Raw genomic sequence first — 22918 nt, forward strand, 5'->3', positions numbered from 1 at the left:
ATGCACTGTCCGCTTAGCTCCGCTTATACAGGCGGCGGGGATGACCAATCTTGCCGTACAGCATTTCGACGCTGAGAAAGCCTTTCTCGACGCAGTGTTCCAGGTAGCGGCGGGCGGTGGTTTTACTGAGCTTTGTTTCGCTAACCACATCGTCTACCGAAAAACAGCGCTGGGCTTCGCCTTCGCGAAACAGACGCTGGACCAGCTCCAGCGTATTCTCCTCAATGCCTTTGCTGCCCGCGTCCAGCGGGGCGTTGCGCGCCTGTAGCTCGTAAAGCTTGTCGACGTTCTGCTGATCGACCACCTTCCATTCGCGCTGCTGCTGGCTGAACTGGACAAAGCGCTCCAGCGAGTGGCTCAGGCGCTTCCAGGATACGGGCTTGAGAATGTAGTCAAACGCCCCGCTGCGGATAGCCTGGCTGCAGGTGTCCATATCGCTGGCGGCGGTGATAAAAATAACCGAGCAGGCGTGCTGCTTGAGCAGGTCGCTGCTGAACAGCGTGATGCCTTTTCCGTCCGGCAGGTAGTTATCCAGCAGGATCAGCTGCGGCTGCTTTTCCTGCATCAGGCGCTGCGCGCTCGCCAGACTGTTGGCTATCCCGACCAGGTGAAGGTGGGGGTGCTTATCAATCAGTTCGGCGTGGAGTTCGGCAAGTTCGCTTTCATCCTCCACGATAAGCACGTTAATCATTTCATTTTGCATACTCAAAGCCTTACGTTGGGTTGAGGTCGCTCCCCGGAACGACAACGTCTGGAATAAATACCGAGAACACGGTCCCGCTCGGCAGGTTATCTGAAACCTCCACGGTGCCCTTCGCCAGCGCTACGTAGCTGGCAATGAGGTGCAGGCCGAGCCCGTGGTCGCCGTGGGTTTTGGTGGTGACGCCCGGCGTGAAAATATGGTCGCGCAGTTCAGGCGCGATACCGACGCCGTGGTCGGCTACTTCGATAACCAGCTCCCGGTCGTTTATCACGATATAAACTTCCACCGGCTGGTGCTCGCCTTCGGCCCGCTGCGTAGCCTCGATGGCGTTATCCAGCAGGTTACCGATAATCGAAATTAGCTCTGATTCCGGCACGTTAGACGGCATTCTGGTCATGCTGCAGGCCGGATCAAACGCCAGCGACACGCCTTTCTCTCGTGCCCTGGCGTATTTCCCCAGCAGCAGGCCGCACAGCGTGGCGGAGCAGAAGCGCGCGGAGACAAAATCCAGCACTTCCTGGGCGTGCTCGGACTGCGCCTTGATATAGCGTTTGGCGTCATCGTAGCGGGCCATATGCAGCAGCCCGGCAAGCGTTGCCATGCGGTTGAGCTGCTCGTGCCGCATGATGCGCAGGTTATCCACGTAGCGCTTAACCTGGCTGAGCTGGAAGCTCAGGCTATCAATGTCTTTCCGGTCGCGGAAGGTGATAACCCAGCCCTGCAAAACGCCCTCAAGTTCAATACGAACCCGGCTGGCGAGCACGCTAAGATCGTTAAAGGCGCAGATTTCATCGTGGGTATCACGCGCCAGCATCACCTGGGGATCAAAAAACGTTACCGGCTCGATCACCGCGGAGATCTGCTTGCCGCGGATCTCGCGCGAAGGCTGCTCCAGACCAAGCAGTTTCTTCGCTGCTTTATTGATAACTTCGATCTGCGAGCGGCTGTCGATGGCGATCACCCCCTCGTAAATCGACTCCATCATCGCTTTTTGCTGGCGCACCAGCAGGCTGATTTGCCGTGGCTCCAGAGAGAACATCTGCTTTTTGATGCTGCGCGTGAAGTACCAGGAGAAAACAAACAGCGCCAGCAGCAGGATCACCGCCGCCAGCAGAATGTTGATCACCTTACCGGACGTGACGTCATCCAGGTAGCTCTTCAGGTAGCCCACCGACACAATACCAATTACTTTACCGTGCTGGTCGAATATCGGCGCTTTGCTGCGCAGCGACAGGCCAAGGCCGCCCTTACGCAGCGTGGTGATGCTTTTGCCCTGGAGCACTTCCTCGTTATCACCGCCGACCAGGGTTTTGCCTACCCGGTCGGCATGCACGGAATGATAGAGGTGGATACCGTGTTCGTCGCCGATGACGATAAAGCTGGCATCGCTATGAACAACCAGCTTTTGCATAAAGTTGTGGATTGCCGGAATATCTTTTTTTTCCACCGACTCCTGCAGGGTAGGAATTAAGGCAATTTCTTCCGCCTGAATTCTCGCTCGGGTGCTCATTTCCTGATAAAGCTGGCGGCCAACGTCGAAATAGTAATAGGTTCCGAGCATGGCAAAGAGCACTGAAAAAAAGGCAACCAGGTAGATAAATAAGCGTATCTGAAAGGAAACTTTCATAGGGCAGGCGTGTATTCAGTGAGGCAAAACGGCAGCTTAACACCGATAACCCGCTGGCTGCGCGGCTTTGGCCGAAAGTTTGAACAACCTCACGCAACGGCACTTTTCGTTAATTCCAGCAAATTTTTCGTTCGCCCTTAAGGTTTATCTAAGCCTCGAATAAAAACCATAAAAACCACGACAGAATAAAAACCATTAACGTCATAGATGCCTTTAAATTAACGGTTTTAATCTGCTATCCCTCACATTACATAGGTATTTAATCTTTTAGTCTGCCCCGACAAATTAAAATAAGGGGCTTGAACATGAGCACGACCGATGATTCCTACAACATCATTCCTGAATCTATTGATATTAATAAGCCGACGCTCAAGGAGCGCTGGTGGCATATTCTCGACAGCTGGAAGGTCGGCATCATTCCGCTGCCGCTGTTCGTGCTGGCAGGGGCGCTGATAGCCATCGACTGCCTCGGCGGCAAGCTGCCGAGCGATATCGTGGTGATGGTGGCGACGCTGGCCTTCTTTGGCTTTGCCTGCGGTGAGTTTGGCAAGCGCCTGCCGGTGATTGGCAAGATGGGCGCCGCCGCCATTTGCGCCACCTTCATTCCCTCCGCGCTGGTGTATTACGGCCTGCTCCCGGATGCGGTAGTGGAGTCCACCACCAAATTCTATAAATCAACCAACATTCTTTACCTCTACATCTGCTGCATTATCGTCGGCAGCATCATGAGCATGAACCGCACTACGCTGATTCAGGGCTTCCTGCGCATTTTCTTCCCGATGCTGTGCGGCGAAGTGGTTGGCATGGTTGTCGGCATGGGCGTTGGCCTGGCGTTAGGCCTTGAGCCGTTCCAGATCTTCTTCTTCCTGATCCTGCCGATTATGGCCGGGGGCGTGGGGGAAGGGGCTATCCCACTGTCTATTGGCTATGCCACGCTGCTGCACATGGACCAGGGCGTGGCGCTGGGGCGCATTCTGCCTATCGTGATGCTGGGTAGCCTGACGGCTATCGTTATCTCCGGCTGCCTGAATCAACTGGGTAAACGCTTCCCGCACCTGACTGGCGAAGGCGAGCTGATGCCGGGCAAAGCCAGCTCCGGTGAAAAAGAGCAAACCGCAGCCCTGTTCAGCGGTAAAGCGGATGTGACCACGATTGCTTCCGGCGCGCTGCTGGCGGTGCTGCTCTACATGGTGGGTATGCTGCTGCATAAGCTGATTGGCCTGCCTGCACCGGTCGGCATGCTGTTTGTGGCGGTGCTTATCAAGCTCTGCCACGGCGTTTCTCCGCGCATGCTGGCGGGCTCTCAGGTGGTTTACAAATTCTTCCAGACTGCCGTGACCTACCCGATTCTGTTTGCCGTGGGCGTGGCGATCACCCCGTGGAACGAGCTGGTTGACGCTTTCACTATTACCAATCTGCTGGTCATCGTCAGCACCGTCAGCGCGCTGGTGGCGACCGGTTTCTTCGTCGGTAAAAAGATAGGCATGCACCCTATCGACGTGGCCATTGTCTCCTGCTGCCAGAGCGGGCAGGGCGGGACCGGCGACGTCGCCATTCTTACCGCCGGCAACCGTATGTCGCTGATGCCGTTCGCCCAGATTGCTACCCGCATAGGCGGGGCGATCAACGTCTCGGTGGCACTGCTGGTGCTTGGCAACTTTCTTGTCTGATTTTTGATTAACCAGGAACTGTTATGAAACTCGCAAGTTATTTACTTCAGGGTCAGCGAAGCTACGGCGTGGTTACGCCGGAAGGCATCATTGACCTGGGGCGCCGTTTAGGCTCGCGCTTTGCCGACCTTAAAGCGCTGCTGGCGGCGGACGCGGTGAATGAAGCGCTGGCGTTTGCCGGGGTGAAGGCCGATGTCGCGCTCGCAGATGTCCGCTGGCTGCCGGTCATTGAGCGCCCTGAAAAAATCCTCTGCGTGGGCATGAACTACGCCGACAAGCGCAAAGAGTTCGACCAGCACAACCCCGCCCCGACGCTGTTTGTACGCTTCGCTGATTCCCAGACCGGGCATGATTCCCCGGTGCTGAAACCTCATCATTCGAGCGAATTCGACTACGAAGGCGAACTGGCGGTGATTATCGGCCAGGGCGGCGTAAACATTTCCGCAGCGGATGCGCTAAGCCACGTAGCCGGCTACAGCTGCTACATGGACGGCTCGGCGCGCGACTGGCAGCACTCGTGGTTTACCGCCGGGAAAAACTGGCCGCAGACCGGCGCTTTCGGCCCGTGGATGACCACGGCGGATGAAATTAGCGATCCGCACGATCTGGCGATCCGCACCTGGCTGAACGGCCGCATGGTGCAGGAAGACAACACCAGCAGCATGATCCACAAAGTGGCTGAGTTGATCGAATACATCTCGACCTTCACCTCGCTCAGCGCGGGGGACGTGATCATTACCGGCTCTCCGGGTGGGGTTGGCAAAAAACGCACGCCGCCTCTGTTTATGAAGCCAGGCGACCGCATCGAGGTTGAAATTGAACGCATCGGCCATCTCAGCAATGTGATCGCTGAGGCCCGCGTGCCGCAGACTTCCGGGGCGGTGGCCCACTAACGCTATGTTCCAGTCCAACCCTATCGAGTTCAGCACCGTCGATCCGCAGCGCCAGCCGCAGGCGCTGGCGGCAATACGGGATCTGCTGGGGCGCAACCAGCTCGGGCTGGACGGCGATATTCAGCTGTTCGTCGTGGCGCTTTCAGGGACGAAGATCGTCGGCTGTGCCGGACTGGCGTGGCGGACTATCAAATGCGTGGCGGTGGACGAAGCCTGGCGGGGGGATAACCTCAGCGTGCGCCTGCTGGGCGAAATTCAGCATATCGCCATGGAGCGTGGGCAGGCGCATCTGTTCCTGTTTACCCGCCCGTATAACCTCGACCGGTTTCGCCAGAGTGGCTTCTGGCCGCTGGTGCAGGTCGACGAGACGGCCGTGCTGATGGAAAACACGCCCGTCGGCATCAGCCGCTACTGCGCCGGGCTGGAAAAATTGCGGAAACCGGGCAACCGGATCGGTTCCATCGTGATGAACGCTAACCCGTTCACCCTCGGGCACCGCTATCTGGCCGAACAGGCGGCGGAGCGCTGCGACTGGCTGCATCTGTTTGTGGTACGCGAGGACGCTTCGTTTTTTCCGTTCGAGGAACGGTGGGAGATGGTTCGCCAGGGAGTGGCCCACTTGCCTAACGTGATTGTGCATCCTGGGTCCGACTACCTGATTTCCCGCGCCACCTTTCCGGGGTATTTCCTGAAAGAGAGCGGGCTTATCGACAAAACCTGGAGCGCGATGGATCTGATGATTTTCCGTGACTACGTTGCCCCGGCGCTGGGCGTGACGCACCGCTTTGTCGGCAACGAGCCGTTCTGTGCGGTCACCCGGGAATACAACCAGGCCATGCGCTACTGGTTGGAGGTGCACCGTCACCACAGCGCAGCCTCGATCCAGGTGGTTGAGCTGCCGCGAAAATGCCACGCCGCCGGACGAGAGATTTCCGCCTCAGAAGTCCGGGCTTTACTCAAGAGCCAGCAAATGGCCCGTATCCGGGACATTGTCCCGGACAGTACCTTTAGCCATCTCCAGCGGCATTACGCGCGGGATGTGGCCTGATTTCTTTAACCAGGACAAAGCCTTATGAGAATCGTAAAGCAAGCCTTAGCCGGGACGCTGGAGTCCAGCGATCTGCTGGTACGAGTCGCCCCCGCAGAAGGCGAGTTCAGCCTGATGATACACAGCGAAGTACAAAAGCAGTTTGGGGAACAAATTCGCCGGGTGGTGGAGCAAACTCTCGCTCAGCTCGGCGTGAAAGAGGGGATTTTTATTCTGGAAGACAAGGGCGCGCTGGACTGCGTGATCCGCGCCCGGCTGCAAAGCGCGGTGCTGCGTGCCGCCGATGCCGAAAAAATTGACTGGGAAAAATTACAATGAAAAAACTCCGTCGCAGCATGCTGTTCCTCCCCGGCGCCAACGCCGCCATGCTCTCCACCGCCTTTATTTACCGCCCGGACTCAATCATGTTCGACCTGGAGGACGCCGTGGCGCTGCGTGAGAAAGACACCGCCCGCGTGCTGGTGTTCCACGCGCTGCAGCATCCGATGTACCGCGACATAGAAACCGTGGTGCGCATTAATCCGTTGAACACGCCGTTTGGCCTGGACGATCTTGAGGCCGTGGTACGTGCCGGTGTGGACGTGGTTCGCCTGCCAAAAACCGACACGCCGGAAGATATCTTCCTGCTGGAATCTCACCTCGAGCGCATTGAAAAAGCGTGCGGGCGTGAGCCGGGTTCCACCAAACTGGTGGCGGCGATTGAATCCGCCGTGGGTGTGATTAACGCCGTAGCCATCGCGCGTTCTTCACCACGTCTCATCGGTATTGCGCTGGCGGCCTTTGACTACGTGATGGATATGCAAACCGAGCGCGGGGACGGAACCGAACTGTTCTATGCCCGCTGTGCGGTGCTTCATGCCGCGCGCGCCGCCGGCATTGACGCGTTCGATGTGGTTTGGTCTGACGTAAATAACGAAGCCGGGTTCCTGCGGGAAGTCGAGCTGATCCGCAAGATGGGCTTCAACGGCAAATCACTGATCAACCCCCGCCAGATAGAGCTGCTGCATAACGCCTACGCGCCAACGCAGGACGAAGTCGACTATGCCCGCCGGGTGATTGCCGCCGCCGACGAAGGGGAGCGCAACGGCCTGGGCGTGGTTTCGCTCAACGGCAAGATGATCGACGCGCCAATCATTAACCATGCGCAGGTTGTGCTTGAGCGCGCCGCGGCTTCGGGCGTGCGTCGCTAAGGATAAAAACAATGAGCAATATGACCGAACTTTTACACCTTGAGTACCCGCACCTTTCCCATCTGAGAAGCTTTGACGGGGCGCATCAGACCACCCCGTGGCTGGCGGATGCCGAAGCGAAGAAAACCCGCAAGCTCTGCGAATCGCTGGAGCAGGCGATTGCCCAAAGTGGCCTGAAAGATGGGATGACCATCTCCTTCCATCATGCTTTCCGCGAGGGCGATCGGGTGATCAACCATGTGGTTGCTACGCTGGCCCGTCTCGGTTTTAAAAATCTGACCCTCGCCTCAAGCTCACTAATGACCTGCAACGAGGCGCTGATCGAGCCTATCCGCGATGGGGTGATTAGCCGCATTTACACCTCCGGGATGCGCGGCAAGCTGGCGGAGGCGATTTCTCACGGCCTGATGGAGGAGCCGGTACAGATTCACTCCCACGGCGGGCGCGTGAAGCTGCTGCAGGACGGGGAGCTTAAAATTGACGTCGCGTTTCTCGGCGTGCCGTGCAGCGACGAATACGGCAACGCCAACGGCACCTACGGTAAATCCTGCTGCGGTTCGCTGGGCTACGCCAAAGTGGACGCCCATTTTGCCCGCAAAGTCGTGCTGTTAACCGAAGAACTGGTGCCGTTTCCCAACATGCCTGCCAGCCTGATGCAGGATGAGGTGGATTACATCGTCAAGGTCGATACCGTTGGCGACCCGGCGAAAATCAGCGTCGGCGCGGCTCGCGTCACCAATAACCCCCGGGAGCTGATGATTGCCCGCATCGCGGCCGAAGTCATTGAACATTCGGGCTACTTCCGCCACGGCTTTTCCATGCAGACCGGCTCCGGGGCGGCGGCCACCGCCTGCACGCGCTTTATGGAAGAAAAAATGGAGCGCAACGGCGTGGTGGCCCGCTTTGCCCTCGGCGGGATCACCGGCAGCCTGGTTGATCTTCATGAGAAGGGGCTTATCGAAAAATTGCTCGATACCCAGTGTTTTGACGGCCAGGCGGCGGCCTCGCTGGCGCGCAACCCTAACCACGTTGAGATCTCCACCAACGTCTATGCCAATCCCGGCGCGAAGGCCACGAGTTGCGACCAGCTTGACGTGGTGATCCTCAGCGCACTGGAGATAGACACCGACTTTAACGTCAACGTGATCACCGGATCCGACGGCGTGATGCGCGGCGCATCGGGCGGGCACTGCGATGTAGCCAGCGCGGCAAACCTGACTATCGTGGTTGCTCCACTGCTGCGCACCCGCATTCCTACCGTCGTCAAACGGGTGACCACGCGCGTCACGCCCGGTGAAAGCATTGACGTACTGGTGACGGATCACGGCGTGGCGGTCAACCCCGCTCGGCCGGAGATCCGCGCGCGGCTTGAGGGCGCGGGAATGAAGATAGTTAGCATAGAAGATCTTTATCAGCGCGCTATTTCCCTGACCGGCGAGCCGAAGCCGATCGCCTTTACGCCGCGCATCGTCGGGGTGATCCGTTACCGCGACGGCAGCGTGATCGACGTGGTGCGCCAGGTCAAAGAGGAGTAAGCCAAATGAGTGAAACGCTTCTGGAAGCGGAGGGGATCACCCTCGCAGCCCTGCTTGAGGCCAAAGAGCGGCGGGCGCACCGGCAGCACGAGTGGCTGGTTAAGCACCGCCAGCCGGTGCTTTCCCTGACGCTGGTGACGCCCGGCCCGATAAAGGACAGCATTCGCTACCGCAACTGCATGGCGGTAGCGCTGCAGGCCTGCGACCAGCTGCTGTGGCGCGCCCGCTGGCCGGTTATCGAGCGGCAGGTGTTGTGGCTGCCGACCGGAGCCGAAGCGATGTGGAGCGTGGCGCATTCCGCCAGCGAACTTAAAGCGGCAGCGGTCGGGCTGGAGCAAACCCATCCGCTCGGCAGGCTGTGGGATGCGGACGTGATTTGTCCGGAAAATGGCCCGGTCGGGAGGACTTCGCTGGATTTGGCGGGCCGGCGCTGCCTGGTGTGCGACGAGCCAGCGCACTGCTGTGCACGCTCCCGCCGCCATCCCATAGATGCCGTGACCGCGCGGGTTGAGGAGCTAATAGATGGCTGGTTTGCCAGGGATTAATCCGGCTTCTGCCGCCGTCCCGGATGTACCCCATCTGGTGCGTCAGGCGCTGCTGGACGAAGTTTGGTTGACGCCAAAGCCGGGGCTGGTGGATAGCGCCAACAACGGCTCGCACCGCGATATGGATCTGCCGATGTTTCTCGGCAGTATCGCCGCGATTGGCCCCTGGTTCAGCACGTTCCACGCTCTTGGGCGTGAACATGCTGGGCGCGGAGCCTGCGAGATGTTGAGGCTGATCCGCCCGGCGGGCATAGCCTGCGAGCAGGCTATGTACCAGGCCACCCAGGGTGTGAATACGCACAAAGGCGGCGTGTTTTCGCTGGGGCTGCTTTCTACCGCCGCTGGCCGCCTGCAGGGGCAGGGCAGAGCGCTCACCGTGGCAGCGTTATGTTCCACCGTGAGCGAGGTATGCAGCGGGATCGTGGAGCGTGAGCTGATTACCGCCCGTAAGGCTTCGTCGGTCGGTGAAAGACTCTATCAGCAGTTTGGCCTGACCGGGGCACGCGGCGAGGCGGAAAGCGGATTTCTGACGGTGCGCCAGCATGTGCTGCCTTACTGGCAGACGGAGAGTTGCCCCAAACGTCGTCTGCTTAATGCGATGCTGCGCCTGATGGCTGCTAACCCGGACACTAATCTGGTTTCGCGCGGCGGGCTGGCCGGACTGCGCTATGTGCAACGCTATGCTGCCCGCTTGCTGCAGCAGGGCTGGCACGAGGACGATCTCCGGCAGATGGATGCCGATCTTATCGCCCGCAATCTCAGCCCCGGTGGAAGCGCGGATCTGCTGGCGGTCAGCGCTGTTTTAGCGGAAATTGCGGCGTAACTGCTTTCCAGCACGAATTTCATGCTAATGCGGCGGGTTTTTGTCTAGGCTGAGGTTTTCACTCTTGAAAATAAAAGGAGTACCTCATGGCTCAGACCGCAGATAAAAACCGTCGCTTTGTGCTGGCGAAGCGCCCACAGGGAATGCCGACCCGCGAAGATATCCACCTGGAAGAAGTGGCTGTTCCAACCCCCGGCAAAGGCGAGGTGCTGCTGCGCACGCTTTTCCTCTCCCTCGACCCGTATATGCGCGGGCGCATGAGCGACGCCAAATCCTACTCGGCGCCGATTGCCATCGGGGAAGTCATCGTCGGCGGAACCGTCAGCCGCGTGGAAAGCTCCCAGCATCCTGATTATCAGCCGGGCGACCTGGTGCTGGCTGATTCAGGCTGGCAGGACTATTCGATTTCCAACGGTGAAGGCCTCCAGAGACTGGATAAAAATATGTCTCACCCTTCGTGGGCACTGGGGCTGCTCGGGATGCCAGGCTTTACCGGCTATATGGGGCTGACCGATATCGGTAACCCGCAGCCGGGTGAAACCGTGGTGGTTGCCGCGGCCAGCGGCGCGGTGGGCTCCATCGTCGGGCAAACGGCTCGCCTGCGCGGCGCGAAGATCATCGGCATTGCCGGGGGCGAAGAGAAATGCCGCTATGTGAAAGAAACCCTGAAGTTTGATGCGTGCCTCGATCACCGCGCCAGCGATTTTGCCGAGCAACTGGCCAAAGCCTGTCCGAACGGCATTGATGTCTATTTTGAAAACGTCGGCGGCGCGGTGTTTGACGCGGTGTTCCCTCTGCTGAATACCAAAGCGCGCATCCCGGTTTGCGGCATGATCAGCCAGTACAACGGCGGCAACAGCGCTTTCGAACACGATCGTTTGCCGTTGCTGATGGCGACTATCCTGAAAAAACGTATGCGTGTGGAAGGGTTTATCATCAGTCAGGATTACAGCCACCGTTACGAGGAGTTCTTTAAGCAGATGAGCGAGTGGATTGCCGCCGGAGAGATTGCTTTCCGCGAAGATATCGTGGACGGGCTGGAAAACACCGTGGAGGCGTTCCAGGGGCTGCTGTCCGGGAAGAATTTCGGCAAATTGATTGTGAAGGTGGCGGAGTAAGATTGACCCTCACCCCGGCCCTCTCCCTGGAAGGGAGAGGGAGAAATCAGAAATGGTGAGGTTCTTTGTTCCCTCTCCCCCGTGGGGAGCTATATGAAATGGTGGGGTTCTTTGTTCCCTCTCCCCGTGGGCATCTATATGAAATGGTGAGGTTCTTTGTTCCCTCTCCCCCTGGGGAGCTATATGAAATGGTGAGGTTCTTTGTTCCCTCTCCCCGTGGGGAGCTATATGAAATGGTGGGGTTCTTTGTTCCCTCTCCCCGTGGGGAGCTATATGAAATGGTGAGCTTCTTTGTTCCCTCTCCCCGTGAGGAGCTATATGAAATGGTGAGGCTCTTTGTTCCCTCTCCCCGTGGGAGCTATATGAAATGGTGGGGTTCTTTGTTCCCTCTCCCCCGTGGGGAGAGGGTTAGGGTGAGGGGAAACCATGCCCCCTTAAATGAGAATTTTTTTTATTTCCCTGCTGCGCTTGCTAAATGACGGCGGACGTGAGAGATTAGCACTCGGTTTGGAACACAGACCTTATGAAAGCAGTTTTAGTAAAGCAGTCCTCAGTTCAAGCGTTATCTTAGATATCCCTTCTTCTCGAGTCTCCTCCTAAGTGCCCGAATAAGTCCAACTCTGCTGAACAGACCATGTTCGCCGCGTTTAGTGGCTCAAGAAATTCTATAAGGTAATCGCTATGTCTAACAAAATGACTGGTTTAGTAAAATGGTTCAACGCTGAGAAAGGTTTCGGCTTCATCTCTCCTACCGATGGCAGCAAAGATGTATTCGTACACTTCTCTGCAATCCAGAGCGACAGCTTCAAAACTCTCGACGAAGGCCAGAAAGTTGAGTTCTCTATCGAGAACGGCGCTAAAGGCCCAGCTGCTGCTAACGTTGTTGCGCTGTAATCCAGCCTGACGTTTCAGAAGTGAAGAAACCCGCTACGGCGGGTTTTTTTGTGCCTGCAGTTTATAGATGTCCTATAGCTTTTGGGCTTTTTCGCATGATGCTGTGTGTTAAATTGTGATTTTGGTTAACCAATTGTCCCTTCTGGATTGACACGCTCACCGAATTGGCTGAACTTAGACGCTATCTTATGCACACAAAACGGTGCTTAATCATTATTGTCTATTGGTCAACCAATTTGAACTGTGAGGGGACATTATGAAGCAAACCTGGCGCTGGTATGGTCCAAACGATCCGGTCACTCTGGCCGACGCCCGGCAGGCGGGGGCGACAGGGATCGTCACTGCGCTGCACCACATTCCTAACGGTGAAGTCTGGCCGGTTGAAGAAATACTGAAACGCAAAGCCGTGGTGGAGGCTGCCGGGCTGGTCTGGTCGGTGGTGGAAAGCGTACCTATCCATGAAGAGATCAAAACCCACCGCGGGCAGTACGATTTATGGATCGAAAATTATCGCCAAAGCCTGCGCAACCTGGCGGAATGCGGCATCCACACCGTGTGCTATAACTTCATGCCGGTGCTGGACTGGACGCGCACCGATCTGGAATATCCGCTGCCGGATGGCTCCAAAGCGCTGCGCTTTGACCAAATCGAATTCGCCGCTTTTGAACTGCATATTCTGAAGCGCAAAGGGGCAGAAGCTGACTACAGCCCAGAAGAAATCGAGCAGGCAAACCGGCGCTTCGCTGAAATGCGCGAGGATGAAAAAGCACGGCTGACCCGCAATATCATCGCTGGCCTTCCTGGCGCGGAAGAGGGCTACACGCTCGACCAGTTCCAGGCCCAACTGGACACCTACAAAGATATCGACAAGGCGAAACTGCGCGAAAACTTTGCCTACTTCCTTAAGGCAATTATCCCCGTTGCTGAGCAGGTCGGTATCAAAATGGCGGTTCACCCGGACGATCCTCCGCGCCCAATCCTTGGCCTGCCGCGTATTGTTTCGACCGTGGAGGATATGCAGTGGATGGTGGACGCGGTGAACAGCCCGGCGAATGGCTTTACGATGTGCACCGGGTCTTACGGCGTGCGGGCCGATAACGACCTGGTCGGCATGATTAAACGCTTTGGGCCGCGTATCTACTTCACCCATCTGCGCTCAACGCTGCGGGAAGACAATCCTAAAACCTTCCATGAGGCCGCGCACCTTTACGGTGATGTGGATATGTATGAAGTAGTGAAAGCGATCGTGGAGGAAGAGCAGCGCCGTGAGGCCGCAGGGCAAAGCGAGCCGATTCCGATGCGTCCGGATCACGGCCATCAAATGCTGGATGATCTGAAGAAAAAGGTGAATCCCGGCTATTCGGCGATTGGGCGCCTGAAAGGACTGGCTGAAGTGCGCGGCGTTGAAATGGCAATCCAGCGTGCGTTCTTTGGTAAATAGCACAAGCCAGACGAGGAAATGGGTCAACCAATCATGCTATAGTCCGGCCCATTCCCTGCCTGCTGTGAGTCAACATGAAACCACAAATTCAAGAAAAACCTTCTGCTCAGCCGCAACGGCCTTATCAGGAGGTTGGCGTGATGCTCCGCGACATGATTGCGCGGCAGCAATATGCCCTGGGGGACAGACTCCCGCCGGAGCGTGAAATCGCAGCGTTGCTGTCGGTTAGCCGCACCGTGGTGCGCGAGGCCCTGATCATGCTGGAGATTGAAGGGCTGGTTGAGGTTCGCCGTGGCGCGGGTATTTTTGTGATTGCCATGCCGGATCGGGTGGCTAATACCCCGGTAAGCACCAGCCAGTGCAACGATGCCGGGCCGTTTGAGCTATTGCAGGCGCGCCAGTTGCTGGAAAGCAACATCGCGGAGTTTGCCGCCCAGCGGGCCACGCGGGAAGATATTCTGAAAATGCGCCAGGCCTTGCAGATAGAAGAGCAGGAACTGGTTTCCGGGGATAATGAAAGCGGCGACAGGCTGTTTCACCTTGCCGTGGCCGAAGCCACCCACAACAGCATGCTGGTGGAGTTGTTTAAGCAATCCTGGCAGTGGCGAGAAAACAACCCGATGTGGATCCAGCTGCACAGCCATCTGGAGAACAATCACTATCGGCAAGAGTGGCTCGCCGACCATAAACAAATCCTCGCCGCGCTGATTAAGAAAGACGCGAAAGCCGCCAAGCACGCGATGTGGCAGCATCTGGAAAACGTCAAAAACCGGCTGCTTGAGCTGTCCGATATCGATGATATTAACTTCGACGGTTACCTGTTCGAGTCCTGGCCGCTGAACGAGCCCGGGCGTTAATTCTCGATAAAGCCAGCTAATTAGCTGGCTTTTTTATACCCTGATACATCTGATGAAAAGTAAGAGTCGTAGTCTTTTTTGTAAAAATAATGTTGATCTGTTGAGTGGTTCAATATCAATAATTCACGCATGATTAAAAAGTGGATATTAGCTTGGTAAATTGTTTTTAGATTCTAAACACATTCGAAACAAAGCAACTTGCATTTAATTGATGAAGTTATTTTATATCAGCATCATAGAGAAAATAAAATACTTTCATTTACATTCTCTTACATTAAATCATTTTTAATGCCATTTTTCATGTGTGATAACCCAATAGCGCATTGTGCAAAAAACGTACACACAACAAAAATGCATAGAGGGATTTTATGCCTGAAATCAAGGGACTAAACGTTGAAGAGATCGCCATGGTCAGCAGCGGCAATGCAAACAGCAACTATGAAGGCGTGAGTTCGCGGACAGGTCGTAGCCGTAATAGAAATAACGCGGGGGCAGGTAATTCAGGTGGACGCAGCATTTATAATGGTGTGGACTCTTGTGGGGCAGGAATCATGGGAGGGCTGGTTGTTGGTTCTATTGGGGGCCCTCTTGGTATGGCTTTAGGGATCGTTGGTGGAATGATAGCTGGCCAGTGCACAAAAGACGGCTTTAGCAATAAATCAGACAATGGCAGTAAAGACAAAGCAAATAATTTTTCAGGCCAATGTCGATGGTAATAAGTAGTTAGTCCCACTGTCCCACTTAAATTGCCTTTGTTGATAATGTTAGAACATTAATTGATAAGATGATGTTGTCATAGTGGGATTTCATCATATGGTTTTAAATCACTACCCCTTGGATGCAAAAGGATCTTTCATGAAAAAAGTAATTTATTCTTTGGTTTATTTGTTTCTTTTTATAATTGGCTTCACTATTTTAAATTTTGCAAATATTCTTGACATGAATACACCATCGCGGGGCGAGAGGATATCTAAATTTATCGTCATGATAATTGTACTCATTGCCACAACTCGGTGGGGGCTCAGGATCTATAACCTACTGACAAGAGATAATAATAACTTAAAGTAAGAAAATTGATTTCGACTTACTGTCTCCTCAAACTCAAGTCATATTGCCCATTCAAAGGATGCATGAAAAAAAGGATGCGCTGTGAATTCAATAATAAAAATCATTACCTGTATTGTACTGGTTTCTTTTTCAATTGCCATTACTGCACTTCCTCTGGTGACAATGAAATGGATTGGGTTTGAAAATTCATTGTTTTTAATGTACACACTTGAGTTTCTACTGGGGATTATAGCCGTTTTGTTTATTTACAGAGGGGAGTGGAGGTTTGGTAGTAATGATGTTTTTTTCAAATGTTTGTTTTTTATTTTTGTGATTCAAACTGCCATCTTTATTATTAAAGATGGAAACGTTAAAAGTTTCCAATTGTCCGCAGAGTATATACTTCCATTTTTGTTCGTTACATTTTTAGTTCCTTTTTACGAAGAGTGCATTTATAGAGGTTGTTTGATCGACATCTTTCATCATGTTTTTAAAGGCAGCATTGTATTGCCTGTAATTTTATCGTCGATTATTTTTTGTGGGATGCATGCACAATATACAAGTCCTATCGATTTTATTACATTATTTTTAATGTCTTTAATATTTTCCTTCGCCAGAGTTAAATCAGGAAGTTTATTACCTTCCATGCTATTGCATTCGATAACGAATGCTTTCGTCTTTTTCTTTAATGTTCTCCTGTCTAAATAAAATGACTCTATTCAGAAAGGAAGCTGTAGATCATCAGAATGACCCCGCTTTGGGGGAAATAATAATCCCCACGTCGGCCGGATTCACACTAAGCGCCCTGTTGACGCGGACATCATGCGATTATCAGACCCTGGTTGGTGAAACGGGGGGAACGCTTTCAGGGGGGCAGAAGCAACGGATCCTTCTGGCGCGGGCATTGTACAAACGGCCCGGTTTTCTACTGCTTGATGAGGCAACCAGTCATCTGGATGTGGAGAGTGAAATCCTCATCGGGCAGACGCTCCGGGCCACCGGGACGGCTGTTCTGCTGATAGCTCACCGCCAGGAAACACTGGCCTCGGCCGATCGCGTGCTTTACATGGATGGTGGTAAATTTGTGCTCCAGGTAGCAGGGCATGAACCAGAGCTAGTGCATCCTGGCGCCAATTAAAAGCAGCATCTGGAAAACGTCAAAAACCGGCTGCCTGAGCTGTCCGACATCGATGATATTAACTTCGACGGTTACCTGTTCGAGTCCTGGCCGCTGAACGAGAGGGAACGTTAACCCGGGCTTAATTCAAACGACCTGCTGCTGCAGCCGTTCTCCACTCTGCTGTAAATCCTGCTGTGGGTTGCGGCCTATCAGCACATATTCATATCCTTTGCTGCGCCACCAGACCAGGTTCAGGCCACGGCGAACCTCGTGCTTCAGCGTGGGGCTGTCGTCGGCCTTGCTGCGGGAAATACACAGCGCCATCGGCCCGTAGCTGGCGTGCAGGTAGGCAATCTGCGCGATGGAGGTGCTGTCATAGCGTAGCATTCTCACGCTTTTTAGCTCGGCGTCCGGGATCTCAACTTCAGCCTGCTGAAGCCTGAGGCCGATATCCTGCTGCATACGGTTCAGGCCGTTTTGCAGCGCCAGGGGCGTGACGTTGATATCCGCCAGGGTTTCTGCGCTGTAGAGCGACATGTACTGCGCAATCAGGTCGCGAATCTCAGGTTCTCCGCTGAGCTTTTGTTCCCCGGGGCGAATAAACCGCCCGGCTATTACGCCCACGGTGAGGAAACTGAGCGACGCGGCTATCAGGCTGCGGCGGCTAACCCCCTTCGACTGCGGCTGTGCGTTCACCGGCTGATGAAGCAGCACGTTAAGTTTGGCCTGCATGCGGTGCATCGGGGCTTCTTCCAGAAGCGGGGCGAAAGCCTGTTCCCAGGGCTGATTGCTTTGCATGAGCTGTTCAACGCGGGCGGCCAGGGTGGCATCGTCATTCAACTGCTGCTCAAAGGCGTGGCGTTCATCGCCGCGCATTTCGCCGTCCAGCCAGGCCACGATAGCCTCATCGCTCCACGGAGCGGAGAAGGATTGACGCGTCATTTGAGCTCCTTCTTCATCGTCGGCATCAGGTGTTTGGCCAGCGTCAGGCGAGCGGCGGCCAGGCGGCTCATCACGGTGCCAATGGGAATGGCCAGCGTGTCGGCGGCTTCCTGATAGGTAAAACCTTCGACATAAACTAAAAACACGGTATTGCGCTGGGCTTCAGGCAGTTCGCTAACCTGTAGCAATAGCGCGTGATACTGATGTTTGTCTTCGGTACTTTCGCTGTCTGCCAGCTGGCTCAGTTCGTCGCTGTCGACAAAGCCCTGGCCCTGGCGAACGCGCAGGGCGCGAATTTCGTTGATCCAGATAGAGTACAAAATCGCAAACAGCCAGCGGTCTATTCGGGTGCCGGACTGAAACTGGTTACAGCGCTCCAAAGCGCGCACGCAGGTGGACTGAACCAAATCTTCAGCCACATCGCGATTGCGGGACAGCACCATGCCGTAGCGCCAAAGGCGGGCAAGGTGCTGGGCCAGCTGTAACCGAACTTCGTTGACGGTGATTTTTATGTCCTCAACCTTCGGACTCCGGGTGCCCGTCAATGGCGGCTTTTAAATCGCGATACTCCTCGCAGCCGGTTCCGCAGAGCGTTTTAATGGTAGCCAACTGGGCTTTCGCCAGGTCAGGGCGGCCCTTAATCATCCACGCTTCGCCAAGGTACTCGCGCACTTTGGCATAGTGCGGATCCAGGGCGATGGAACGTTGATAATAGCCGATCCCTTCGTCGGTGCGCCCCAATTTTCTGGTGGCGTAGCCCCGGTAGTTCCAGGCTTCACGCGTGTTAGGCTGCTGCAGGGTATCCAGCAGGTTTAACGCCTCCTGATAACGGCCAGATTTTGCCAGGTGGTAAGCATATTGCGTCTTATCGCCGTCGCTTAACATGCTGCTCTTTTCCACGGTACAGGTTTTGGTTTTGCTGTCGTACACCTGGCCTTTCGGGCAGTCCGGCGTTTTAGAGTCATCGTCGCCCATGGCGCTGGCGGCGGCGGAGTAGAAAAGTCCGCTGGCGACCAGGCACAGCAAAGGCAGCAGTTTACGGCTTGAAGGCATGTTCATGGTGTCGTCCTGTAGGTTAGCGAGAGTTGCCTTTGCAGGCGGGGAGCATGCGGCGCAGCGTGCCGTCACGCAGAACATAATGGTGAAGCAGGGCGGCGGCGGCGTGCGCGCCCGCCAGCAGGATCAGCGCCCAGGCCACATTGTTGTGTAGCATCGCCAGGGTATGGCGCAGCGTCGGATCGATATTGAACACGTCCGGGACTTCAAAGAGGTTGAAGAACCAGAAAGGCTCGCCCTGCGCCCAGCGGAACATAAAACCGAGCGTGGCCTGGGTTAGCAGCAGGATGTAAAGCACGCCGTGTGTGGCATGGGCGGCAAGACGAAATGCGCCCGGCATCGGTACTTTTTCAAGCTTTCTCGACGATGAAAAAGCGGCGCTAATACGCCACACCAGGCGGACCACAATTACCGCGCCAAGCAAAATGCCGAACGAGATGTGCAGAGATTGCAGGCCTTTGCGTAACGGAGTGCCGCGTTCAAGGGCCTCCCAGATGTGCGCGCTGGCGAACAGAAATATCACGCAGAAAGCGGTAACCCAGTGAAGGGCCATGCTAAAGGCGTCGTAGCGCTTGCGGGGCGACCGGGTTTCGGTGGGCAGGTAACTCATGATTGTTTCTTCCTCAGGTTCTTGTAAGGAGTAAACAATCGGGGCGGGGAAATTATTCGGCGAAAATGAAAAAAAAGTCAGGCTCCCAAAGAAGCCTGACTTGAGAAGGGGGACTGGCGGCTTACAGGGCCTTTTCCCACACGGACTGAGGCAGTAAATAAACCGCTTTTTCAGCGTGCTGCCCGTCGGTCACGATGTGTTTAATGCCGCTCGCCATCACTGCCAGCGTCACGTCGAAAGCGTTCAGGCTGTCGCCGAAGCCCGCGGTCAGGTTAAGCATTGAGCCGTTTGCCATCAGGTAAAGCGTTTTGCCATTAAGGTGGTACGCGTTGATAAACGGCATCACCTCTTCGGTCGGGTATTGCTGCAGATAGCCGCAGTCGATCTCTTCCGCAACGTGACCCACGTTCAGTACGAACACGCCGTCTTTGGCTTTATCCAGTACCGCCGCGCTGACGACTTTTTTCGCCCCGGTTGCGGTAGCAATCACGTCGGTGGTGGCAATCACGTCATGAATATCAACCACATGCCAGCCATCATAGGCGGCCTGCAGGCGGCGGGCGGGGTCCAACTCGGCAACCATTACCTGGCCACCGTAGGCTTTGGCGGCGGCGGCAACGCCCTGGCCCACCAGGCCATAGCCAATCACCAGCACTTTCTTTTCGTGCAGGGTGAGGTGAGTGGTCTGGAAGAAGGTCTGCCAGGCGGTGAGGCCAACCATGTGGCGGTTATGCAGGCCTTCCTTTACCGGCAGATCGTCCCAGTTAAAAATCGGATAGCCGGGGCGCAGATCCGCGAGGCGGTTGACGCCGGAGCCGGTGGCTTCCAGGCAGGCAACCACGTCGCCAAATTCGCCGCGCTGGTGCAGCAGCGTGGTGATGTCGGCGCCCATTTCGCACAGATGAGTTGGGCGCCAGGCAATGGCTTTTTCCCACGAGTCGCGCCAGTCGGTGTCGCTCATATTGCGCCATGCGCAGGCCTCAGCTCCGGCGGCGACAAGGTAAGCGACGACGTCATCCTGGACGGTGGTTGGGTTGCAGGTGGTGAGAAAGACCCGGGCATTTTTCTTCAGCAGGCCTTCAACCAGTGGGATCATTTTCAGGTCGAGATGCATATTGCAGGCGATACGAACGTGGCTTAAGTCGGGCAGCGCCTGAACCTGTTTGAGGGTGCGAACCATGTGGCGGGTTGACCACGCAATTTCTCTGTTAAACATCTCGCTCTGGGTGCTCACGTCTTGTCCTTATTAATTGTTTTTGCTGTTTTTTGTAGAATATATCATCACGTTAACGGGCGTCAGAATAGCAAAATGGTGGCCGGTTGTTAACCGCTGAGGCCGGCGTGCCGGGCGTGACGTCTGCTTACCAATGTTTTGTTTTTTCCCAGGATTTCTTCTCTATAGTAAAAGCTTCATCCCCTGATAAAAACGAGAAAAACATGATCAAGAAAGCGCTTGTTGTGTTGCTGAGCGGTGCCTTATTGACCCCGATGATAGTGAAGGCCGACAGCACGATAGTATTCCTGCGCCACGGCGAGAAACCGGCTAACAATAGCGGGCAGCTTACCTGCAAAGGGCTGAACCGCGCATTGCAGCTGCCGTCGGTGCTGTTAAGTCAGTACGGCAAACCGGATGCTATCTACGCCGCCGCCCCCAAAGAGAACAAAACTGGCAGCTCGCTGCGCCCGCTAACCACCATCACGCCGACCGCCATCCGCCTTTCTCAGGCCATCGACCTGCATTACCACGCGGAGCAGACGGACGAGCTGGCGGATGATTTACTGAAAAATCAAAGCAGCGGCCGCCTGACTTTTGTCTCCTGGGAGCACAAAAATCTGGTGATAGCGGCACAAAAGCTGGTGAAGAAAACCGGCGGTGACCCCGCGGTGGTGCCGAAATGGCCGGGCAGTGATTTTGATTCGCTGTACATCATCAAACTGGACGATCAGCGGCGCTTTAAATCCTTCACCCATGGCGCAGAGGGGCTGAATAACGTACCGGATAGCTGTGCGGGTGCCAGCTGAATGAAAAAGAAAACCCCGTCTTTGCAGACGGGGTTTTTAGACGCCTAGCGGCAGAGAGTTACCACCACACTTCAGCCTGAACGCCAGCCATAAACTCGTTTTTGCTGTTTTCGTTAAAGCGGAAGCCTGACAGCTCGTTATCCAGAATATTCAGGTACGTGCCGTAGAAACGAATCTCAGGCCGCGAGCCGAGCAGGCTTGGGCCAACCTTCAGCGCGTGATAGAGCGTGGTTTTGTAACCCGATTCTTTCAGGTTTACGCCCTGTTCGGTTTTGTTTTTCTGGGTAAACCAGCTCAGCTCCAGGCCGGTCTGGTTCCAGGTATCCCAAATCCATGCGGGGCGAATCACTGCCCGAATGCTGCTGAAGTCACTGTGGGCGCCGCTCTCATAGCTATAAACATCGTTACCCTGGGAGTAAACCAGCGCGTTGGCCATGATTATCCTGTCTGCAAGGTACATTTCCCCCTGCGAAATCAGACGCCAGGCCACACCGTCCGTCTGGTCACCGTAGTAATAACGGCCCGGTGCCATGGAGTTGCTGGCCCCAGAGAAGTTCGCGAAGCTGCTGGCATAAGAGTTATTGGCCACCTGCAGGGTGAACTCGTTAAAGGTGTCGCGCGGCAGATCCTGACGGACGATGGCCGTTGCCATCCAGGTATCCTTCAGCTTGAAGAAGGAGCCGTTATTTTTATTGTCTTTCTGGTCGTCGGTTTTATTCGCAAAGGCATATTTACCCATCAGTGACAGGGAGCCATCTTCCCACAGCGGAATGTTGCGGTAGCGCAGGTCAACCGAGTTGGTGTTCATCTGCGTGGTGTGGCTAAAGTCGCGGGAGTAAACGTCGACGTCGTTCCGGCTAAGAGAAGCGTCGAGCTGGCCGACACCCAGGTTCCAGTTTTGAATACCGACGGCGGCCGCAACCTGGGTGGTTAATGATTTCCAGTCGAGCATCTGGATTTCGTACTCAGGCAGCTTGTGTTTCCCAACCCAGAAGTCCGCTTCCGGCGCAAACGGCAGGAAGCCTCTGGTGGTCAGGAAAATATCGCTGAACTGCATGATATTTTCGTTGCCGTTGTTATCGCCAAACCAGGCGTCGTTATACTGCTCCCCAACGTTACCGTCGTAGGTCACGATGGCGTTGGCGGTTTTACCGTCCTGGTTGTAAACGCGCTGGTTCAGCGTTAAGTCGAACCAGCCGCTCATCTCGTTCCCGAAGCGCCCAAGCGACCCGGCGGCGTAAGTTTGTGCCGACCCACGGTTTGCCGCAGCCCAGCCGGAGCGGAAATAACCTTCGTAGCTAAAGCCAATATCATCTTTAATGTATTTGCTGATGTCTTTCAGGGTGACATTTTCTACGGTTGTCTTGCCGCCTTCGTTATTGACGACGGCAACTTTTTGCGTGCCTTTCACCGGCGTAGGGGCCGGTTTAGTGTCGAGATGATTATTTTCATTCTCGATATTATCGGCTACCGGAGAATAGACCGTCTGATTGACCTGTGCCGTTCCGGACTGAACGTTGTTACCGGCTGGCTGCAGTTGAGCGACCTTATCTTTATAAATGGCCAACTCTTTCTGTGTTTTGTTTAATTCAGACTTGTTTTCTGATAATTGTCTTTCAAGTAATTCCAGACGCTGCTCAACCGTTAATTTTGCTGCCATTACGCTGGTTGAGGATAACGCCAGAAGGATGGATGAAGACAATAAGCTAACCTTCAATAAACTTGAATTCATAGAATGTCCCAGAAGTATAATTATTATTTGCCTCCGGTTTAAATA

General features: G+C 55.2%; 24 protein-coding genes and 1 pseudogene. 17 read left to right on the plus strand and 8 right to left on the minus strand.

Features of this window, described 5'->3' with window-relative positions; genetic code table 11:
• Positions 1 to 13: 13 nt before the first annotated feature.
• Complete coding sequence (gene dpiA / locus VW41_02505) at positions 14 to 703, minus strand: two-component response regulator DpiA (protein ID AJZ88000.1); 690 nt, start codon at positions 701 to 703, stop codon at positions 14 to 16.
• A 10-nt stretch (positions 704 to 713) separates the two neighbouring features.
• Complete coding sequence (locus tag VW41_02510) at positions 714 to 2330, minus strand: histidine kinase (protein AJZ88001.1); 1617 nt, start codon at positions 2328 to 2330, stop codon at positions 714 to 716.
• Positions 2331 to 2635: 305 nt separating this feature from the next.
• On the opposite strand from VW41_02510, the gene VW41_02515 reads away from it, so the two are divergent.
• The 16 genes and pseudogenes from VW41_02515 to VW41_02590 all read left to right on the plus strand — a co-directional run bounded on the left by VW41_02515 (position 2636) and on the right by VW41_02590 (position 16529).
• The gene (locus VW41_02515) at positions 2636 to 4000 is read left to right on the plus strand and encodes a malate permease (GenBank protein AJZ88002.1); all 1365 of its coding nucleotides are present in this window, start codon (positions 2636 to 2638) and stop codon (positions 3998 to 4000) included.
• Between the two features lie 23 nt (positions 4001 to 4023).
• Positions 4024 to 4893, plus strand: coding sequence for a 5-oxopent-3-ene-1,2,5-tricarboxylate decarboxylase (locus tag VW41_02520; GenBank protein AJZ88003.1), 870 nt, complete (start codon positions 4024 to 4026; stop codon positions 4891 to 4893).
• A gap of 4 nt (positions 4894 to 4897) precedes the next feature.
• Positions 4898 to 5941, plus strand: a complete 1044-nt coding sequence (locus VW41_02525) for a citrate (pro-3S)-lyase (GenBank protein AJZ88004.1) — start codon at positions 4898 to 4900, stop codon at positions 5939 to 5941.
• Positions 5942 to 5965: 24 nt separating this feature from the next.
• Positions 5966 to 6259, plus strand: a complete 294-nt coding sequence (locus VW41_02530; GenBank protein AJZ88005.1) for a citrate lyase subunit gamma — start codon at positions 5966 to 5968, stop codon at positions 6257 to 6259.
• A complete protein-coding gene (locus VW41_02535; protein AJZ88006.1) occupies positions 6256 to 7131 on the plus strand; it encodes a citrate lyase subunit beta in 876 nt (291 codons plus the stop codon). Before VW41_02530 ends, VW41_02535 begins: the two co-directional genes overlap by 4 nt.
• A gap of 11 nt (positions 7132 to 7142) precedes the next feature.
• Positions 7143 to 8666, plus strand: a complete 1524-nt coding sequence (locus tag VW41_02540) for a citrate lyase subunit alpha (protein AJZ88007.1) — start codon at positions 7143 to 7145, stop codon at positions 8664 to 8666.
• 5 nt (positions 8667 to 8671) lie between these two features.
• Positions 8672 to 9211 carry an apo-citrate lyase phosphoribosyl-dephospho-CoA transferase gene (locus VW41_02545; protein ID AJZ88008.1) on the plus strand — a complete coding sequence of 180 codons (540 nt, stop codon included), beginning with the start codon at positions 8672 to 8674 and terminating at the stop codon, positions 9209 to 9211.
• Positions 9198 to 10034, plus strand: coding sequence for a 2-(5'-triphosphoribosyl)-3'-dephospho CoA synthase (locus VW41_02550; protein AJZ91825.1), 837 nt, complete (start codon positions 9198 to 9200; stop codon positions 10032 to 10034). Before VW41_02545 ends, VW41_02550 begins: the two co-directional genes overlap by 14 nt.
• A gap of 86 nt (positions 10035 to 10120) precedes the next feature.
• Positions 10121 to 11152 (plus strand): NADP-dependent oxidoreductase, encoded by a 1032-nt coding sequence (locus tag VW41_02555; GenBank protein AJZ88009.1) that lies wholly within the window; start codon positions 10121 to 10123, stop codon positions 11150 to 11152.
• 98 nt (positions 11153 to 11250) lie between these two features.
• Positions 11251 to 11631, plus strand: coding sequence for a hypothetical protein (locus VW41_02560; GenBank protein ID AJZ88010.1), 381 nt, complete (start codon positions 11251 to 11253; stop codon positions 11629 to 11631).
• A 202-nt stretch (positions 11632 to 11833) separates the two neighbouring features.
• The gene (locus VW41_02565; protein AJZ88011.1) at positions 11834 to 12046 is read left to right on the plus strand and encodes a cold-shock protein; all 213 of its coding nucleotides are present in this window, start codon (positions 11834 to 11836) and stop codon (positions 12044 to 12046) included.
• Positions 12047 to 12302: 256 nt separating this feature from the next.
• Positions 12303 to 13487, plus strand: coding sequence for a mannonate dehydratase (locus VW41_02570; GenBank protein ID AJZ88012.1), 1185 nt, complete (start codon positions 12303 to 12305; stop codon positions 13485 to 13487).
• A gap of 140 nt (positions 13488 to 13627) precedes the next feature.
• Entirely contained in the window at positions 13628 to 14344 is a 717-nt protein-coding gene (locus VW41_02575) for a transcriptional regulator (protein ID AJZ88013.1), read from the plus strand.
• Between the two features lie 855 nt (positions 14345 to 15199).
• Positions 15200 to 15412, plus strand: coding sequence for a hypothetical protein (locus VW41_02580; GenBank protein ID AJZ88014.1), 213 nt, complete (start codon positions 15200 to 15202; stop codon positions 15410 to 15412).
• Between the two features lie 390 nt (positions 15413 to 15802).
• Positions 15803 to 16099 (plus strand): annotated as a pseudogene (locus tag VW41_02585) (hypothetical protein).
• A 1-nt stretch (position 16100) separates the two neighbouring features.
• On the plus strand, positions 16101 to 16529 hold the full coding sequence (locus VW41_02590) for a hypothetical protein (GenBank protein AJZ88015.1): 429 nt from the start codon (positions 16101 to 16103) through the stop codon (positions 16527 to 16529).
• Between the two features lie 126 nt (positions 16530 to 16655).
• Here VW41_02590 and VW41_02595 read toward each other — a convergent pair whose 3' ends face one another.
• The 5 genes from VW41_02595 to VW41_02615 form a co-directional block, all read right to left on the minus strand.
• The gene (locus tag VW41_02595; protein ID AJZ88016.1) at positions 16656 to 17453 is read right to left on the minus strand and encodes a membrane protein; all 798 of its coding nucleotides are present in this window, start codon (positions 17451 to 17453) and stop codon (positions 16656 to 16658) included.
• Positions 17450 to 17998, minus strand: coding sequence for an RNA polymerase subunit sigma-24 (locus VW41_02600; protein ID AJZ88017.1), 549 nt, complete (start codon positions 17996 to 17998; stop codon positions 17450 to 17452). The genes VW41_02595 and VW41_02600 overlap by 4 nt, the downstream gene beginning before the upstream one ends.
• On the minus strand, positions 17970 to 18512 hold the full coding sequence (locus VW41_02605; protein ID AJZ88018.1) for a tetratricopeptide repeat-containing protein: 543 nt from the start codon (positions 18510 to 18512) through the stop codon (positions 17970 to 17972). The genes VW41_02600 and VW41_02605 overlap by 29 nt, the downstream gene beginning before the upstream one ends.
• A 16-nt stretch (positions 18513 to 18528) precedes the next feature.
• Positions 18529 to 19119 carry a cytochrome B561 gene (locus VW41_02610; GenBank protein ID AJZ88019.1) on the minus strand — a complete coding sequence of 197 codons (591 nt, stop codon included), beginning with the start codon at positions 19117 to 19119 and terminating at the stop codon, positions 18529 to 18531.
• A 121-nt stretch (positions 19120 to 19240) separates the two neighbouring features.
• Entirely contained in the window at positions 19241 to 20335 is a 1095-nt protein-coding gene (locus VW41_02615; GenBank protein ID AJZ91826.1) for an adenosylhomocysteinase, read from the minus strand.
• Between the two features lie 221 nt (positions 20336 to 20556).
• On the opposite strand from VW41_02615, the gene VW41_02620 reads away from it, so the two are divergent.
• On the plus strand, positions 20557 to 21141 hold the full coding sequence (locus VW41_02620) for an ATP/GTP binding motif protein (GenBank protein ID AJZ91827.1): 585 nt from the start codon (positions 20557 to 20559) through the stop codon (positions 21139 to 21141).
• 58 nt (positions 21142 to 21199) lie between these two features.
• On the opposite strand, the gene VW41_02625 is transcribed toward VW41_02620, so the two are convergent.
• Positions 21200 to 22873, minus strand: coding sequence for a porin (locus VW41_02625; protein ID AJZ88020.1), 1674 nt, complete (start codon positions 22871 to 22873; stop codon positions 21200 to 21202).
• Positions 22874 to 22918: the final 45 nt, after the last annotated feature.

The organism is Klebsiella michiganensis (assembly GCA_000963575.1).
GTDB lineage: Bacteria > Pseudomonadota > Gammaproteobacteria > Enterobacterales > Enterobacteriaceae > Cedecea > Cedecea michiganensis_A.